This window comes from Dactylosporangium sp. NPDC051087, from assembly GCF_055586325.1.
In genome coordinates this window covers 416,830-433,031 of sequence record NZ_JBVJIJ010000002.1, presented here as the reverse complement: position 1 = coordinate 433,031, position 16,202 = coordinate 416,830, and the positions used below count along the sequence as shown (strand labels likewise).

The 16,202-nt window shown below is 73.3% G+C and carries 19 protein-coding genes; 15 read left to right on the top strand and 4 right to left on the bottom strand.

From position 1 onward, the window contains the following. Nucleotides 1-81: 81 nt before the first annotated feature. The 6 genes from ACZ6TV_RS05475 (at nucleotide 82) to sigB (ending at nucleotide 4,430) form a co-directional block, all read left to right on the top strand. Nucleotides 82-543: a heme-degrading domain-containing protein gene (locus ACZ6TV_RS05475; RefSeq protein WP_465295649.1), complete on the top strand. Its 462-nt coding sequence runs from the start codon at nucleotides 82-84 to the stop codon at nucleotides 541-543. 44 nt (nucleotides 544-587) lie between these two features. After that, nucleotides 588-1,025, top strand: coding sequence for a hypothetical protein (locus ACZ6TV_RS05470; RefSeq protein ID WP_465295647.1), 438 nt, complete (start codon nucleotides 588-590; stop codon nucleotides 1,023-1,025). Nucleotides 1,026-1,069: 44 nt separating this feature from the next. After that, the gene (locus ACZ6TV_RS05465; RefSeq protein WP_465295645.1) at nucleotides 1,070-1,411 is read left to right on the top strand and encodes a hypothetical protein; all 342 of its coding nucleotides are present in this window, start codon (nucleotides 1,070-1,072) and stop codon (nucleotides 1,409-1,411) included. 17 nt (nucleotides 1,412-1,428) lie between these two features. After that, the gene (locus ACZ6TV_RS05460; protein WP_465295643.1) at nucleotides 1,429-2,892 is read left to right on the top strand and encodes a DUF7782 domain-containing protein; all 1,464 of its coding nucleotides are present in this window, start codon (nucleotides 1,429-1,431) and stop codon (nucleotides 2,890-2,892) included. Further along, complete coding sequence (gene dtd / locus ACZ6TV_RS05455) at nucleotides 2,889-3,311, top strand: D-aminoacyl-tRNA deacylase (RefSeq protein WP_465295641.1); 423 nt, start codon at nucleotides 2,889-2,891, stop codon at nucleotides 3,309-3,311. The genes ACZ6TV_RS05460 and dtd overlap by 4 nt, the downstream gene beginning before the upstream one ends. A gap of 120 nt (nucleotides 3,312-3,431) precedes the next feature. Further along, nucleotides 3,432-4,430 (top strand): RNA polymerase sigma factor SigB, encoded by a 999-nt coding sequence (gene sigB / locus ACZ6TV_RS05450; protein ID WP_465295639.1) that lies wholly within the window; start codon nucleotides 3,432-3,434, stop codon nucleotides 4,428-4,430. A gap of 112 nt (nucleotides 4,431-4,542) precedes the next feature. Here sigB and ACZ6TV_RS05445 read toward each other — a convergent pair whose 3' ends face one another. Then, complete coding sequence (locus ACZ6TV_RS05445) at nucleotides 4,543-7,107, bottom strand: bifunctional acetate--CoA ligase family protein/GNAT family N-acetyltransferase (protein WP_465295637.1); 2,565 nt, start codon at nucleotides 7,105-7,107, stop codon at nucleotides 4,543-4,545. A 40-nt stretch (nucleotides 7,108-7,147) separates the two neighbouring features. Between ACZ6TV_RS05445 and ACZ6TV_RS05440 the strand changes: the two genes are divergently transcribed. Continuing rightward, the gene (locus tag ACZ6TV_RS05440) at nucleotides 7,148-7,420 is read left to right on the top strand and encodes a DivIVA domain-containing protein (RefSeq protein ID WP_465295635.1); all 273 of its coding nucleotides are present in this window, start codon (nucleotides 7,148-7,150) and stop codon (nucleotides 7,418-7,420) included. Between the two features lie 67 nt (nucleotides 7,421-7,487). Here ACZ6TV_RS05440 and ACZ6TV_RS05435 read toward each other — a convergent pair whose 3' ends face one another. Then, a complete protein-coding gene (locus tag ACZ6TV_RS05435) occupies nucleotides 7,488-8,648 on the bottom strand; it encodes an acetoin utilization protein AcuC (RefSeq protein WP_465296126.1) in 1,161 nt (386 codons plus the stop codon). A gap of 203 nt (nucleotides 8,649-8,851) precedes the next feature. Here ACZ6TV_RS05435 and ACZ6TV_RS05430 point away from each other — a divergent pair, with 203 nt between their 5' ends. From ACZ6TV_RS05430 to ACZ6TV_RS05415, 4 genes are all read left to right on the top strand, one after another. Then, entirely contained in the window at nucleotides 8,852-9,532 is a 681-nt protein-coding gene (locus ACZ6TV_RS05430) for a metal-dependent transcriptional regulator (protein WP_354787143.1), read from the top strand. Beyond that, on the top strand, nucleotides 9,532-9,873 hold the full coding sequence (locus ACZ6TV_RS05425; RefSeq protein ID WP_465295633.1) for a winged helix-turn-helix transcriptional regulator: 342 nt from the start codon (nucleotides 9,532-9,534) through the stop codon (nucleotides 9,871-9,873). The genes ACZ6TV_RS05430 and ACZ6TV_RS05425 overlap by 1 nt, the downstream gene beginning before the upstream one ends. An 82-nt stretch (nucleotides 9,874-9,955) precedes the next feature. Further along, nucleotides 9,956-10,480, top strand: coding sequence for a Uma2 family endonuclease (locus ACZ6TV_RS05420; RefSeq protein WP_465295631.1), 525 nt, complete (start codon nucleotides 9,956-9,958; stop codon nucleotides 10,478-10,480). Nucleotides 10,481-10,531: 51 nt separating this feature from the next. Then, nucleotides 10,532-11,257, top strand: coding sequence for an SDR family oxidoreductase (locus tag ACZ6TV_RS05415; RefSeq protein ID WP_465295629.1), 726 nt, complete (start codon nucleotides 10,532-10,534; stop codon nucleotides 11,255-11,257). On the opposite strand, the gene ACZ6TV_RS05410 is transcribed toward ACZ6TV_RS05415, so the two are convergent. Beyond that, nucleotides 11,243-12,229, bottom strand: a complete 987-nt coding sequence (locus tag ACZ6TV_RS05410) for a lysylphosphatidylglycerol synthase transmembrane domain-containing protein (protein ID WP_465295627.1) — start codon at nucleotides 12,227-12,229, stop codon at nucleotides 11,243-11,245. The genes ACZ6TV_RS05415 and ACZ6TV_RS05410 overlap by 15 nt on opposite strands. A gap of 54 nt (nucleotides 12,230-12,283) precedes the next feature. On the opposite strand from ACZ6TV_RS05410, the gene lhgO reads away from it, so the two are divergent. Next, entirely contained in the window at nucleotides 12,284-13,465 is a 1,182-nt protein-coding gene (lhgO, locus tag ACZ6TV_RS05405) for an L-2-hydroxyglutarate oxidase (protein ID WP_465295625.1), read from the top strand. A gap of 16 nt (nucleotides 13,466-13,481) precedes the next feature. Next, on the top strand, nucleotides 13,482-14,015 hold the full coding sequence (locus tag ACZ6TV_RS05400) for a hypothetical protein (protein WP_465295623.1): 534 nt from the start codon (nucleotides 13,482-13,484) through the stop codon (nucleotides 14,013-14,015). On the opposite strand, the gene ACZ6TV_RS05395 is transcribed toward ACZ6TV_RS05400, so the two are convergent. Continuing rightward, a complete protein-coding gene (locus ACZ6TV_RS05395) occupies nucleotides 14,002-14,940 on the bottom strand; it encodes a LysR family transcriptional regulator (RefSeq protein ID WP_465295621.1) in 939 nt (312 codons plus the stop codon). The genes ACZ6TV_RS05400 and ACZ6TV_RS05395 overlap by 14 nt on opposite strands. Nucleotides 14,941-14,998: 58 nt before the next feature. On the opposite strand from ACZ6TV_RS05395, the gene ACZ6TV_RS05390 reads away from it, so the two are divergent. Together ACZ6TV_RS05390 and ACZ6TV_RS05385 are read left to right on the top strand one after the other, a co-directional pair. Continuing rightward, a complete protein-coding gene (locus ACZ6TV_RS05390; protein ID WP_465295619.1) occupies nucleotides 14,999-15,778 on the top strand; it encodes an NAD(P)-dependent oxidoreductase in 780 nt (259 codons plus the stop codon). After that, complete coding sequence (locus tag ACZ6TV_RS05385; RefSeq protein ID WP_465295617.1) at nucleotides 15,778-16,176, top strand: RidA family protein; 399 nt, start codon at nucleotides 15,778-15,780, stop codon at nucleotides 16,174-16,176. The genes ACZ6TV_RS05390 and ACZ6TV_RS05385 overlap by 1 nt, the downstream gene beginning before the upstream one ends. The last annotated feature ends 26 nt before the right edge of the window (nucleotides 16,177-16,202 follow it).

The window sequence follows — 16,202 nt, the reverse complement described above, 5'->3', positions numbered from 1 at the left end:
GTGACTTGGGAGCCGCTTGCGGCCGGCTTGGGGGACCCGCCGTAGGCTGGGCGGCGCACCGACGAGCCGAGGAGCAGCCGCATGGAAGACCTGATCGCCGAGCTGGAGGCCCAGGAGGAGCGGCTGCGGTTCACGCGCTTCGACAACGACGACGCCTGGACCCTGGGCTCGCTGCTGGTGCGCCTGGGCAAGGAGCGCGGCCTGCCGATCACGATCGACATCCGGCGGCACGGGCATCAGCTGTTCCATGCGGCGCTGCCGGGCACGGCGCCCGACAACGACCGCTGGATCGAGCGCAAGATCCGGGTCGTGGAGCGGCTGAACGCCTCGTCGTTCCTCGTCGGCCGGCGGATGGCCGCGCAGGGCAAGGCGATGGACGCGTCCTACGGGGTCGACCCGGCCGACTTCGCCACGCACGGCGGCGCGTTCCCGATCCGGGTCGTGGACGTCGGCGTCGTCGGGGTCGTCACCGTGTCGGGGTTGCCGCAGGCCGACGACCACGCGCTCGTCGTCGAGGCGGTAGGGCTGTTCCTCGACAGATAGAGGGTTGTCTCAGGGTGCGGCCGGCCTGGAGGATTCCGCCTGTGATGAAGCGACTTGCCGTGTGCGTCGCCGCCACCGCGGCCCTCGCACTGACCGGATGCTCCGACGACACGGCGAAGGACAGCGCCGCCGTGACGCCGACCCCGCAGGAGTCCCTGACGCCGCAGACGGGCCCGGCGCCGACGAAGCCCGGCGCGAGCCCGCAGGCGGGGTGCCCGGTCGACGCGGCGACCCTGGAGAAGGCGTTCGTGGCGAATCTCGAGGTGTCCAACGCCGTCGACATCGGCAGGGGCCTCACCGACATCAGCTGCGCCGACGACTGGGCGACCGCCCGGACCCAGCCCGAGGCGGTGGACAAGGCGACCGTGCTCTTCCAGTACGACACCGCCAAGAAGCAGTGGCTCGCCATCTCGGGCGGCACCGACAGCGTCTGCGCCGGGCACGCGCCGGCCGCGGTCGTCAAGAAGCTCAAGAACTGCTGATCGCCGGGGCTGCCCAATAGTCCCGCTTTATGGTCACATAGGTCATGGATCGTGAAGTACTGCTCCGGCTCCTCGACGAGGCGCCGGGGGAAGCGTTCGTGGCCTGCAAGGACGCGATCAGGGCCGGCGCGGACTACGTCGTGTGGGACGACACCGTGCCGGCCGACCAGCTCGCGCGCAGCTATTCGCGGCGGGCCCAGCACATGGCGAAGATCGGCACCCCGATGCTCGGCGGCGACGACGCGATCGCCGAGCTGCGGGTCTCGGGCGACCGGCCGCTGCGCATCGGCGAGGCGAAGGTCGAGGACCCGCCGACGCACTTCCAGCTCTTCCTCACCGCCGACGCAACCCGCGTCGTGGCCTGTTTAGGCATCGACCAACGTTGACGTAGCAGGATGTCAGGGTGGACGCACTGCTCGACGCCGACGGTCTCGCCCGACTTCGTGAGGCGCTGACCTCCGCCCGGTACACCTCCCAGGGCATCAAGGACCTGCTGGGTGAGCCCGCGACGGCCGCCCTCGCCCGTAACGACTTCCGCGCCGCGCTCAAGCGCACCGAGGAGCAGCCGGGCCGGCTGTCCACCCTCGTGCGGCTGTTCGTCTGCGGCCAGACCGAGCCGCTCGACGCGGTCGCCGACGCCCTCGCACCCCTGCCGATCGCGGGCGCCCTGCCGCTGCTGGAGGCGGACGGTGCCGGCGTACGGGCCGCGGTGGAGCTGGAGCCGTACGGGGACTGGTGGGTGGTGGCCGACCTGTCCGCCGGCATGCGCCCCGGGCGGCCGCTGCCCGGCGACCACGTGCTCGGCATCGGCGGCGCCTCCACGACCCTGGCCGCCGCCACGCTGCGCGGCCCGGTGGCCACGGCGCTCGACCTGGGGACCGGCTGCGGCGTGCAGGCGCTGCACCTGTCGACGCACGCGGCGAAGGTCACCGCGACCGACCTGCTCCCCCGGGCGCTGCGGTTCGCCGCGACCACCGCCGCCCTCAACGGCCTGGACTGGGAGCTGCTGCACGGGGACCTGACCGCGCCGGTCGCCGGGCGCCGCTTCGACCTGGTCGTGAGCAACCCGCCGTTCGTCGCCGGGCCGGGGACGACGGATCACACCTACCGCGACTCCGGCCGCCCGGGCGACGCGGTCTGCGCCGAGCTCGTCGCCGCCGCGCCGGGGCTGCTCGCCGACGGCGGGCACATGCAGTTCCTGGCCAACTGGCTGCACGTCACCGGCGAGTCGTGGGAGGACCGGGTCGCCGACTGGCTCGCCGGCACCGGACTCGACGCGTGGGTGATCCAGCGTGAGGTCTCCGACCCGGTGGCGTACGTCAACCTGTGGCTCAGCGACGCCTCCGAGGACCCGTCGCGCCAGCCGGCGATCGCCGCGGCGTGGCTGGACTGGTTCGACGCGCAGAAGGTCGACGCGGTCGGCTTCGGCCTGATCACCCTGCGCGCCGGCGGGCACGACGACCCGACGGTGCGCATCGAGGACCTGCGGCAGACCGTCGACGGGCCGCTCGGGCCGCTGATCGGCGACTGGTTCGCCCGGCAGGACTTCCTGCGCTCCGGCGACCTGCTCGGCACGCGCTTCTCCGCCGCGCCGGGCCTGCGCCTGCGGCAGGAGGCGACCCAGGGCCCCGACGGCTGGGAGGTGGGTCAGCAGGTCCTCAGCCTGCCCGACGGCCTGCGGTGGAGCGAGGAGGTCGACCCGGTCGCCCTCACCCTCGTCGGCGCCTGCGACGGCACGGTCGCGTTGCGCGACCAGGTCGACATCCTGGCCGCGGCGCACGAGGTACCGGCGGCCGTCCTGGCCGACGTCGCGGTGCCGCTCGTCGCGCACCTCGTGGAGCGCGGCATCCTCCTGCCCGCCTCATGAGGGCGCTGGTGCAGACGGTCGGCCGCGCGTCGGTCACCGTCGAGGACCAGGTGGTGGGATCCATCGGGTCCGGCCTGCTCGTCCTGGTCGGTGTCACGCACACCGACACGGCCGCGACCGCGCAGACGCTCGCCCGGAAGGTGCACGAGCTGCGCATCCTGCCCGAGGAGCGGTCCGCGGCGGACCTGGGCGCGCCGCTGCTCGTCGTCTCGCAGTTCACGCTGTACGGCGACGCGCGCAAGGGCCGGCGCCCGACGTGGATCGCCGCCGCCCGCCCCGAGGCCGCGGAGCCGCTCATCGAGGCGTTCTGCCAGCATCTGCGAGATCGGGGCGCAACGGTGGAAACCGGCCGCTTCCGGACCCACATGCTGGTCGAGAGCGTGAACGTCGGACCGCACACGGTGATGCTCGAAATCTGAGACTCACGGATTCGTGCCACGGCTCCGCCGCCTCACCGCCACTTCACGCCCGCTGGGCGAAGCTTCTCCCGTAGGAATGATCGCGCCACTTGTCAAGGCAGCACACGGGAGGCGAGCGAAGTGGCCCAGCCGCTGAGTGACACCACGGAGTTCAACGCAGTCGACGTCGAGACCGACGAGCAGCACGAGCCCCAGATCGACAACACGGGCGTCTCAGCGGACCTCGTTCGCGCATATCTCAACACCATCGGGCGCACCAAGCTGCTCACCGCCGAGCAGGAGGTCGACCTCTCCAAGCGGATCGAGGCCGGGCTCTACGCCGAGGAGAAGCTGTCCGCGGGCAACGTCCACCCCGCCTGGATGAACACCTACGAGGTCGTCGTCCGCGAGGGCCGCGCCGCGAAGGCGCACCTCCTCGAGGCCAACCTGCGGCTCGTGGTCAGCATCGCCAAGCGGTACACCGGCCGCGGCATGGCCTTCCTGGACCTCATCCAGGAGGGCAACCTGGGCCTCATCCGCGCCGCGGAGAAGTTCGACTACACCAAGGGCTACAAGTTCTCCACCTACGCGACCTGGTGGATTCGTCAGGCGATCACCCGCGCCATGGCCGACCAGGCCCGGACCATCCGGATCCCGGTCCACATGGTCGAGCAGGTCAACCGCATGGTCCGGGTCCGCCGCGACCTCGCCGCCACCCTCGGCCGCGAGCCGGTCGTGGCCGAGGTCGCCGCCGCGCTCGGCATCGAGGAGTACCAGGTCATCGAGCTGATCTCCTACGACCGCGAGCCCGTCAGCCTCGACCAGGCCGTCGGCGAGGACGGCGAGAGCGCGCTCGGTGACTTCGTGGCCCGCATCGACCCCCGCGAGGAGCCCGCCGACAGCGTCTCCCAGGGCATGCTGAAGTCCGAGGTCGAGATCGTGCTGTCGACCCTCTCCCAGCGCGAGCAGGCCGTGATCCGGCTGCGCTTCGGCCTGGACGACGGCCGCCAGCGCACGCTCGACGAGGTCGGCCGCGAGTTCGGCCTGTCCCGCGAGCGCATCCGCCAGATCGAGAAGGTCACCCTCCTCAAGCTCCGCCACCCGTCGCGCGCCAAGCGCCTCGAGGCCTACGCCAGCTGACGTTCACCTCACTCAACGCGCCTTGATCGACAGGAACCTGCGGCTGCGGCGACAGCCGGACGTCCCTGTCGATCAAGGCGTTCGCCGTCTCCGCGCCCGGACGCCACCGGCTTCAGGACGGGACGAGGCGGCGGGGGCCGCTGTCCGGGCGAGGGATCGGGGACGCGAAGGTCGCGGTGGCGTGCAGGACGGCGAGGCCCTCGGGGCGGGCCAGGATCGGGTTCAGGGACAGGGAGGACAGCGCCGGCTGGTCGTCGACCAGGCGGCCGACGCGCAGGAGCAGGTCCGCCAGGGCGTCCAGGTCGACGGGGGCGGAGCCGCGGTATCCGGTCAGCAGCGGCGCCGCACGCGGGGCGCGGACGAGGTCGGCCGCGTCGTGGTCGGTGAGCGGCGCGGGGCGCCAGGCCCGGTCGCCGAGGAGGTCCGCGGCCTCGCCGCCCAGGCCGAAGCCCACGACCGGGCCGAAGGCGGGGTCGTCCACGACCTCGACGACGCAGGCGACGCCCGGGGCGACCATCGGCTGGACGAGGACCTCGACGCCGCGGCCGAAGAGCCGTTCGAGCTCCTGGTACGCCTCGGCGACGAGGTCCGGCGACGTGAGGTTGAGCCGGACGGCGCCGAGGTCGAGGCGGTGCCGCCAGGGCTTCGTGGCCACCTTCAGCGCGACCGGCAGGCCCAGCGCCGCGGCGACCGGCACGACCTGGTCGCCGGCGGCCGGCCGGGAGGGGACGACCGGGACGCCGTACGCGGCGAGGAGGTCGTCGACGTGCTCGACGAACGGCGCGGGCGGGAACGTGGGCACGGTCCCGACGGGTGATCGGCGCCAGGCGGCGTAGCGGGCGACCCGGCCCAGGGCGCGCACCGCCTCCTCGACCGCCGGGTAGGTGGGCAGCGCGGCGGGGTCGCCCGAGCGGTACGCGGGGGCGACCGCGAACGACGGGTCGGCGGGCAGGACGACGGCGAGGGGCCGGCTGGACTCGAGGGCGGAGGTGCGCAGCAGCTCCGCGACGCCGAACTCGCCGGGGACCGCCAGTGCGGGGGCGTACGCGGCGACGACCGCGTCGACCGAGTCGTCCGCGAGCGCGTCCCGCACGGCCCGGACGAATTCCTCGTCGCCGACGGAGGGGCCGAGGTCGCGGACGGAGGCGACCCGCAGCCCGGCGGCCGGGGCCTTCGCGACGGTCAGGACGCCGAGCGCGGCGGCGTTGGTGACGACGGCGATGCGGTCGCCGGTCGGCAGGGGCTGACCGGCGATGAGCAGTCCGACGTCGAAGAGCTCGGCGACGGTGTCGACGCGGATGACGCCGGAGCTGGCGAAGAGGGCGGCGACGCCGCGGGCGTCGGGACCGGTGGTGACGGCGTCGAGCGCCGGCGGGCGTACGGGGCTCGCGACGGCCGCGACCGGTTTGCGCCGGGCCAGCTCGCGGGCGATGCGGGCGAACTTGCGGGGGTTGCCGAAGGTCTCCAGGTAGAGCAGGACCGCGTCGGTCTGGGGGTCGTCGCGCCAGTACTGGAGTGCGTCGTTGCCCGACACGTCGGCGCGGTTGCCGGCCGAAACGAAGGTCGACAGCCCCAGGCCGCGGCGGTCGGCCTCGGCGAGCAGGGCGGTGCCGAGCGCGGCGGACTGGCTGAAGAAACCGACCCGCCCGCCCCGCGGCAGCAGCGGCGCGAGGGTCGCGTTGAGCGCGACGCCGGGGTCGGTGTTGGCGATGCCCAGGCAGTTGGGGCCGACGAGGCGCATCCCGCGGCTGCGGACCGCGCGCAGCAGCGCCGCCTGCGCCTCGGCGCCGGCCGGGCCGGACTCGGCGAAACCGGCGGAGACGACGACGAGCCCGTGGACCCCCGCCGACGCGCAGTCCTCGACCACGGACGGCACCGCTTCCGCCGGTACCGCCACCACCGCCAGATCGACGGGGGCCGGATGACCGGCGAGGGCGGCCACCGCCGGCAGCCCCCCGACCTTGGCCGCCGACGGGTGGACGGGGACGATCGGGCCGGCGAACCCGGCGGCCTTCAGGTGGGCGAGGATGGCGGCGCCGATGCCGGTGCCGTCGGACCGGGCGCCGTAGACGGCGACGCCGCGCGGGTTGAGCAGGCGGCCGATGGAGCGGGCCTCGGCGCGCTGCTCGCGGGCCCACTGCACGCGCAGCGAGTCGGGGGTCGCGGCGATCGGGAACCACAGGTGCACGACGCCGTCGGAGAACTCGCGCTCGATGCGGAAGCCGGCGGCGACGAAGACGCGCAGCATCGCCTGGTTGATCGGCAGGACGTCGGCCTCGAACTCGGTGATGCCCTCCTGCGACGCGGCGGCGACGAGGTGCTCGATGAGGACCGAGCCGATGCCGCGGCCCTGGTGCGCGTCCTCGACGACGAACGCGACCTCCGCCTGGTGCGATCCGGTGCCGAGCCGCTCGTAGCGGCCGACGGCGATGAGCTCGCCGCCGTGCTCGATGACGAAGGCTTCCCGGTCGTGGTGGTCGACGTTGACGAACCGGTCCAGGTCGCGCTGGGGGATCCGCGGGTACGCGGAGAAGTACCGCAGATACCGGGTCCGCTCGGAGAACCGCGAGTGCAGTGCGACGATCCGGTCCGCGTCGTCGGGGCGGATCGGTCGCAAGTGGACGGTCGTGCCGTCGGAGAGCAGGACGTCCGCGGCCCGCTCCGGTGTTTCGGTCACGCCTTCATGGTGCCACCGTCCGGTTTAGTACCGTGTCCGGATGATGCTCACCCCTGCCGACGTGCAGGCCGTCCGGTTCACGAAGGCGGCGTTCGGCAAGCGCGGCTACGACGAGGACGAGGTCGACGCGTTCCTCGACGTGGTGGCGCAGGCGCTGACCGCCTTGCAGGACGAGCTGTCGATGCTGCGGGGCACGCCGTCGCCGGACACGTCGTTCGGCACGTCGACGGCGGCCGAGTCGGCGATGCTGGCCGAGCTCGACCGGATCAAGCAGCGCCTGACCCGCCTCGAGGAGGCGGCGGTCCGCAGCTAAGGCGTGTTTGGTCAGTGGATGCCGGGCTGCGGCGGGTCTCGCTCCGACCCCACTGACCAAGCACGCCTTAGTCCCGCGGGTCGTGGGGGTCCAGGCCGAAGTACGGGAAGGTCGCCGTGCGGGTCGCCATGACGGCCCGGTCGACGGCGTCCGGGGTCTGCCCCGGCACCCACGGCGTCCACTCCCCCGAGCCGCCGTCGGTCATCGACGCGGGCACCGGGTGCCCGGGGCGTCGCCTCGCCGCGAGGGACCGCCACGACTGCGGGGTCTCGGTCGCCGGGTCGAGCGCCTCGCCGGTGACGACCGCGAGGAGGTGCGTCCAGGCCCGCGGGACGCATTCGACGAGCGCGTATCCCCCGCCGCCGCTGGCGACCCACTTGCCGCCGGCCACCTCGGTCGCGAGGTCGCGCAGCGCGAGGTACGCGGCCCGCTGCCCGTCCACCGTCAGGCGCAGGTTCGCCAGGGGGTCGTGCCGGTACGTGTCGGCGCCGCACTGCGTGAACAGCAGCTGCGGCCGGAACGCGCGCAGCACCCCCGGCACGACGGCGTGGAACGCGCGCAGCCAGCCGGCGTCGTCCGTGCCGGCGGGAAGCGCGACGTTGACGGCCGAGCCCTCCGCACCCGGCCCGCCGGTCTCGTCGGGGAAACCGGTCCCCGGGAACAGCGACCGCGGCGACTCGTGCAGGCTAACGGTGAGGACCCGCGGGTCGTCGTAGAAGATCTCCTGCACGCCGTCGCCGTGATGGACGTCGATGTCGACGTACGCGACGCGTTCGGCGCCGAGCTCCAGCACCCGGGCGATCGCGACGGCGGGGTCGTTGTAGACGCAGAAGCCGGCGGCGCGGGCGGGCATCGCGTGGTGCAGCCCGCCGGCGACGCTGACCGCCCGGTCGGCCTCGCCGAGCCAGACGGCCTCGGCGGCGGCTCGGGTGGCGCCCGCGATCAGGGCGCTGACGTCGTGCATGCCGGCGAACGTCGGGTTGTCCGACGTGCCGAGGCCCATGATGTTCAGCCGCCGGCCGGTCGACGCGGCCCTGACCACGGCGATGTAGTCGGGGTCGTGCACGGTGCCCAGGATGTCGTCGCCGGCCTGCTCCGGGGCCCGCAGCGTGACCCCGTCGCGGTCCAGGACGCCCAGGTCACGGGCGAGCGCCATGGTCAGCTCCACCCGGACCGGGTCCAGGGGGTGCTCGCCCATGTCGTACCGCAGCAATGCGTCATCCCACATGACCAGCGTGTTCACGTGACCGCCCCCTCCTCTGCAGTGTGCGCAGGCACCCTGCGCGCGCCGGTAGGATTGAGCGAAGCGGAGACCCCCGCTTCCCACACCAGCTCGGCGACGACGGCACCGTCCAAGATCGCTTGGTTGGCTGTCACGTTCCAATCTTGACGTACGCGACGATTACCATCGCGTACCGGGAGGGCAAGGCAGTGAACGACCTGGTCGATACCACCGAGATGTATTTGAAGACGATCCTGGAGCTCGAGGAGGAGGGCGTCGTCCCCAAGCGCGCCCGCATCGCCGAGCGGCTCCACCAGAGCGGCCCCACCGTCAGCCAGACCGTCGCCCGCATGGAGCGCGACGGCCTGCTGATCGTCGAGGGCGACCGCCACCTCGCACTGACCGACGAGGGCCGCGTCCACGCGGTCGCCGTCATGCGCAAGCACCGCCTCGCCGAGCTGCTGCTGGTCAACGTGATCGGCCTGCCGTATGAGGAGGCGCACGAAGAGGCGTGCCGCTGGGAGCACGTCATGAGCGACGCCGTCGAGCAGCGGGTCTATGAGCTGCTGGGCCGCCCGACCCGTTCGCCGTATGGCAACCCGATCCCGGGACTGGAGGGCCTCGAGGGCAGCGCCACGCCCAAGGACCCGTCCGACCCCGAGCGCAACCTCGCCTTCCCCGGCCTCGCCGGCGCGGTCGTGGTGAGCCGGATCTGCGAGAGCGTCCAGACCGACGCCGACGTGCTGCGCCAGCTCCACACCGCCGGCATCGACCCGGGCGCCACGGTCACCGTCGCCCAGGAGCGTGACGGCGTCAGCATCGACCGGGCCGGCGAGCGCATCCGCCTGCCGCGCGAGGTCGCGTCGCGGGTGTTCGTAGCAGCGCACTGATGCATCCCGGCTGCACCGTCCAGGAGCTCGTGGACCGGGTCGCCGGCAAGTGGAGCGTGTGCATCCTCGTGGCGGCCGCCGACGGCCCGATCCGGTTCACCGAGCTGGAGCGGGCCATCAGCGGCATCAGCCGCCGCATGCTGACCCTCACGCTGCGCAACCTGGAGCGTGACGGGATGCTCGTGCGGACCGTCTACCCGACGGTCCCGCCACGGGTCGAATACACCCTCACCCCGATGGCCGCCGAGCTGCACGCCGCCCTCCTCGCCATCACCACCTGGGCAGAACGCCACCGCGAGGACGTCGCCGCCGCCAGGGCGCAGTACGACGCCCGCACCTGAGCTTGCATGAGCATATGGCCGTATGTAGGCTCGGCGGCGCGTGGCGTGCCCTAAAATGGGCTGGACGAGGAAGGAGCACGGCATGACCGCCGTCCCAAATCTGCCGCTCGGGTCGCTCACGTTGCAGGACGTGACAGCGCTCGCCGCGGCTGATGACCAGCACCGGTTCGAGCTGGCCGAGGGGAATCTCATCGTCATGCCGCCGGGGACCTTAGGGCACCAACGGATCAGTGCGCGGCTACATATCTGGCTCGACCGAACGTTCGGGGAACGTGTTTACGCCACCCCCGGCGTCCAGACGTCCGAGGACAACCGCAACGGACGCATTCCCGATCTCGTTGTGACGCAAGGCGACATCTCACCGCACGACGTGTGGCTCGCTCCAGCGTCGGTGCTGCTCGCGGTCGAGATCGTGTCGCCAGGGTCGGAGCGGACCGACCGTTGGTTCAAGCCGGCCGAGTATGCCGATGCCGGGATCGAGCACTTCTGGCGGGTCGAGCCCGACGACACGGTGCTGCGGTTTCAGCTCGTCGACGGGGCGTACAAGGAGATCGGCCGGGAGCCGCTGGAGGCGCTGCTCGCCGGGGAAGTGTCCGACCTGGACTGAGACGCGGGACACACGGTGTCACGTTCGGCGGGCTGAGCCGTCAGGTAGGCCATGAAGCGAACAGTGCTCGTCACCGGTGCGACCGGGACGCTCGGGCGGGACGTCGTCGACGTCCTGCGGGAACGTGGCCATGACGTGCGGGGTCTCAGCCGGTCCAAGCCGGGCTACGCGCACGGCGACCTGCTCACCGGCGAAGGGCTCGCCGCGGCCCTCGAAGGGGTCGACGTCGTGGTGCACGCGGCCACCGACGGGCGCAGGGACGTCGCCGCCACCGGGACGCTGATCAGAGCGATGAAGGATCATGGCGGCCCGCAGCTGGTGTTCGTGTCGATCGTCGGGGTCGACAGGATCCCGTTCGGCTACTACAACGCCAAGGTCGCCATCGAGAGGATGGTGGCCGCGTACGGCGGGACGAGCCTGCGGGCGAGCCAGTTCCACGACCTGGTGCTGAGCTTCGCGAAGGTGATGACGAAGCTGCCGCTCGTCGGGTTCTACCCGGCGTTCGACCTGCGGCCGGTCGAGGTGCACGACGTGGCGGTGCGGCTCGCGGACATCGTCGGGGGTGAGCTGCCGGCGCGGCCGGCGGACCTGTCCGGGCCCGAGCGGCGCAGCGCCCGCGACCTGTGGCGGGCGTATCTCGCCAGGGCCGGGAAGCGGCGGCTGCTGATCCCGGTGCGGCTGCCCGGGAAGGCGTTCCGCGCGCTGCGGGCCGGCGCCGGCACGGGACCCGGCGGCGGCACGGGCACGTGGGAGCAGTACCTGTCACGCACCCTGTGAGTGGCGGATCCGCCGCAGCCCCACGGCGGCGGCGACCCCGGCGGCGGCCACGTCGGCGACGGTGAAGAGCAGGCGCGACACGAGCGTCAGCGCCCACGCCGTCGCCCACGGCACGCCGAGGCCGGCCAGCGCCAGCGCCATCAGGAACTCCCGCGCGCCGAGGCCGGACGGTGCGACGATGACGAACGTGCTGATGCTCATGGCGAGGGCCATCGCGAACACGCTGCCGGCGACGCCCGAGACGCCGGGCAGGTGCGAGCGGACCAGGAACCACACGTGCACGCCCGCCGCGAGATAGCCGGCGACGCACCACGCGGCGCTCGACAGGATCGGCCGCCAGGTGATCGGCCGGTCCAGCGGCGGGCGGCGCAGCACCCGCATGGCCCGCCCGACGATCCAGGTGAGCAGCGGCGGGTAGCAGCAGGCGACGGCGAACGGCAGCAGGATGATCGACGCCCACACGGCGAGCGAGCCGAACACCTCGTGCCCCGAGGCCTTGATGCCGTCGAGGGCGGTGCCGAAGCCCGGCGCGGTGAGGACCAGGCCGGCCGTGACGCCGAGGCCGCTGACGAGGACGGAGCCGATGAAGACCTTCGCCCGGGACACCCCGGCGCGGCGGCCGAGCTCCATCTGCACCACATACGCCCACACGGAGCCCGGCAGGTATTTGCCGAGCGAGCCGACGAGCATGATCGGTGCGGCGTCGCGGACCCGCAGCGGGTGGTCGATGCTGCCGACCATCGCCCGCCACGCCATCATCGTCGTCCACAGCGAGACGACGGCGGCGAGCAGCGAGACGATCAGCGACGGCCACGACAGTGCGCGGAACGTCGCCTGGACGTCGGGCCACTGGTCGACGGTGGTGGCGACGATGAAGTAGACGATGCCGGCGGCGGCGAGGACCCGGACGGCGGTGATCAGTCGGGCCCGCCACGGCCTGGCCGGTGCCACTTCGACGACAGGCTGACCCACGGACGGGAACGCTAGCACGGCTACGATGCGACAGTTGGAGCCCAAGGAGGCAGCGTGCGGTACGTGGTCATCGGCGGGGGCATCGTCGGCCTTGCGACGGCGCACCGGCTCACCCTCGAACACCCCCACGCCGAGGTCACGGTCGTGGAGAAGGAGCAGACCTGGGGGGCGCACCAGACGGGGCACAACTCCGGCGTCATCCACGCGGGCGTCTACTACAAGCCCGGCAGCCTCAAGGCGACGCTGTGCAAGGCCGGCAGCGCCTCCATGGTGGACTTCTGTCGGGAGCACGACATCCCGCACAAGGTCACCGGCAAGCTGATCGTGGCGACCGACCCCGCCGAGCTGCCCCGGCTGCGCAGCCTGCACGAGCGGGCCGTCGCCAACGGGCTGCCGGCCAGGCTGGTCGACGCCGACGAGGCCCGCGAGTTCGAGCCCGAGGTCGCCTGCGTGCAGGGCATCCACGTCGCCTCGACGGGCATCGCCGACTTCGGCGCCGTCTGCGTGACCCTCGCGACACTGCTGGAGAAGGCGGGCGCGACGCTGCGCCTCGGCGCGCGGGTGACCGGCATCTCGACCCTGCACGGCGAGACGGTCGTGCACACGACGGTCGGCGACATCTTCGCCGACGTCCTCGTCAACTGCGCGGGCCTGCACGCCGACCGGGTCGCGAAGATGGCCGGGATCCACCCGCCCGCCCGGATCATCCCGTTCCGCGGCGAGTACTTCGAGCTGCGACCCGACCGGCGGCACCTGGTCAACGGGCTGATCTACCCGGTCCCGGACCCGCAGTTCCCGTTCCTCGGCGTGCACCTGACGCGCATGGTCGACGGCAGCGTCCACGCCGGCCCCAACGCGGTCCTCGCCACCGCCCGCGAGGGCTACTCGTGGTCGCGGATCCGCCCCGGTGACGTCGCCGACACGATCGCCTACCCCGGCATGTGGCAGCTGGCCCGCCGGCACCTGCGGTACGGCCTCACCGAGGTCCGCCGTTCCCTGTCCAAGAAGCGCTTCGCCGACAGCCTGGCCCGCCTGGTGCCCGCGGTGACCGCCGCCGACCTGGTTCCGGCGTCGGCGGGTGTACGAGCACAGGCCATCACCCGGGACGGGGCGCTCGTCGACGACTTCCTCATCGTCGCCGAGGGCAGGCAGGTCCACGTGCTCAACGCCCCGTCACCGGCCGCGACCAGCTCACTGGAGATCGCGAAACACATCGTCGACCGCCTGCCGTCCTAGGCGGTAGGGTGCGCGCGTGCGAACGGTGGTCGCCGCGCTGGCGGTGCTGATCCTGCTCACTGGCTGTGACGACGCGGGCGCGAACCCGCCTGCCGCCGCGCCGTCGACCGCCCCGGCCGCCGCCGCGGGCGGCGCGTGCCAGCTGCTCGACTTCCCGGTCGTCAACGCGAAGCTCGGCCTCGACCTGGGTGTCGCCGCGGCCGCGACGCAGGAGAACACGTTCACCTGCGTGCTCCAGCCGGCGAAGGCCGCCGCCCCGGACCTGATCCTGTCGGTGACCGCCACCACGATCGGCGCCGACATCTACACCGGCGCCGTCCAGCCCAAGGGCGCCGACTCGGTCGAAGGCCTGGGCGCCGCCGCGTACCAGCGCCCGACCCCGGCCACGGCAGCCACCGGCCCCGGCGCCGAGGTGGGCTGGCTCGCCGGCAACAAGCGCATCATCCAGCTGTCGGTGCGCCTTCCCGCCGGTACCGGCGACGACAAGGCGGCCGAACTGCTGCCGAAGCTCGTCGAGCTCGCCAAACTCATCGACCTCAGCAGCCTGTAGGCGCCGGCGCGGCCGCTCCGGCGAGGTCGCGGACGATGTCCAGGAAGTCGGCGACCGGGGGTGGGACCGTGCGGCCGGCGAGGGTGGCGGCCAGGACGGTGCGGGGTGGGACCTCGTCGGGGTGCAGGGCGAGGAGGCGGACGTCGGCGGGGGCGGCGCGGGCGGCCAGGGCCGGCACGAGGGTGACGCCGAGCCCGGCGGCGACGAAGCCGAGCTTCGCGGTCCACTCGGCGGCGACGAAGTCGATGCGGGGCCGGAAGCCGAGTCGCACGCTCGGCCCCAGCAGGGTTTCCTCCGGTGACGCCGAGCCCGCGATCCACGCCTCGTCCGTGAGGGCGGCCAGCCGTACCGGCGACGCGGACGCCAACCGGTGCTCCCGCGGCACGGCGAGGAGGACGGGCTCGTCGAGGACGTGGTGGGTGCGCAGGCGCGGGTCGTCGAACGGGCGGTCGGCGCCGGTCGTCACGAGGACCACGTCGGCGTCGCCGGCGAGCAGTGCGGCGAGGAGGCGGCCGGTGACGCCCTCGACGAGCGAGAGGCGGACGCCGGGGCGGGTGGCGCGGAAGCGGGCCAGGGCGCGCGGGACGAGCGCGGCGTCGGCGGTCGCGAACGCGCCCACGCGCAGCCGGCCGGCGGTGCCGGCGTGGACGGCGGCGACGTCGCGGCGGGCGAGGGCGAGCCGGTCCAGGATCGCGGTCGCGTGCTCGAGCAGGCAGCGGCCCTCGTCGGTGAGGGCGACGCCGCGGGGCAGCCGGTCGAACAGGCGCGCGCCGACCTCCAGCTCCAGGGCGGCGATCTGCCGGGACACGGCCGACTGGGTGTAGCGCAGGGTCGTGGCGGCGCCGGTGATCGAGCGCTGCCGGGCGACCTCCCGGAACACGTCCAGCATCTCCGTCTGCATGCCGTCGACATTCGCATAGCGCATGGCAGCGATGCCAGACATTCGCTGGTCGCATCGCTGGGTCGCGCCTACGGTCGACGGCATGCAGAAGATCGCCGTGCTCGGACTCGGGCACATGGGGGCGCCGATCGCCCGGCGGCTGGCGGCGCACGGGTTCGCCGTCGCGGGCTGGAGCCGCACGCCACGCCAGGTCGAGGGGGTCGTCATGGCGGGGTCGGCGCGGGAGGCCGTCCGCTCCGCCGAGGTCGTCATCACGATGCTCACCGACGGGCCGGCCGTCCTGTCCGTCGCCGCGGGAGCGGGCATCCCGGCCACCGCGACGCTGGTGGACATGTCGACGATCGGGCCCGACGCGGTCCGTGCCCTCGCCCGCGCGCTGCCGGCGGGGGTGGACCTGGTCGACGCGCCGGTCGCCGGCAGCACCGGGGCCGCCGAGGGTGGCACGTTGCGCATCTTCGCCGGTGGTACGACGGCGGCCGTCGACCGGGTCGCGCCGGTCCTCGCCACGCTCGGGGAGGTCCGGCGGTGCGGCCCGCCGGGCAGCGGGGCGGCGATGAAGGTGGTCCTCAACACCGCGCTCGTGACCGCGATCGCGGCCCTGACCGAGGCGCTGCAGGTCGCTGACGCGGTCGGGGTGCCCCGCGCGGACGCGCTCGAGGCGCTGCGCGCGGGACCGCTGGGCAACGCGGTCGCGCGCCTGTCCGGCGGGCGGGTCGCGCACTTCCCCGTCCGGCTGGCGGCCAAGGACCTGGCGCTCAGCGTCGCCGGCCGCGACCTGCCGGTGGCCGCCGCCGCCGGGCTGCATCTGGCCGCCGCGGACCCGGAGGCGGACCTCACCTCGATCGTTGCTGGAGGATCCTGATGCTCACCATCGACAACCCCGCCGGCGTGGCGCCGCCCGTCGGCGCGTATTCGCAGGTCGCCCGCATCGACGTCGGCACCGGGGCGCTGCTGTTCCTGTCCGGGCAGATCGCCCTGTCCGACGACGGCGAGCTCGTCGGCGCCGGTGACATGCACGCCCAGGCCACCCGCGTCTTCGAGCTGATCGGCGCGCTCCTGGCGGCGCACGGCGCGGCGTTCGGCGACGTGGTCAACGTCCGCACGTTCCTCACCGACATGTCGACGCTGCCGGAGTACGGCCGGGTCCGCCGCGCCCTGTTCACCGGCGTCCCGCCGACCAGCACCACCGTCGAGGTGTCGAAGCTCTTCCGCGACGGGGCGCTGCTGGAGGTCGAGGTGGTGGCGGCGGTCGCCGCCTGACCCGTCCTGACCTGATCCTTACGTTG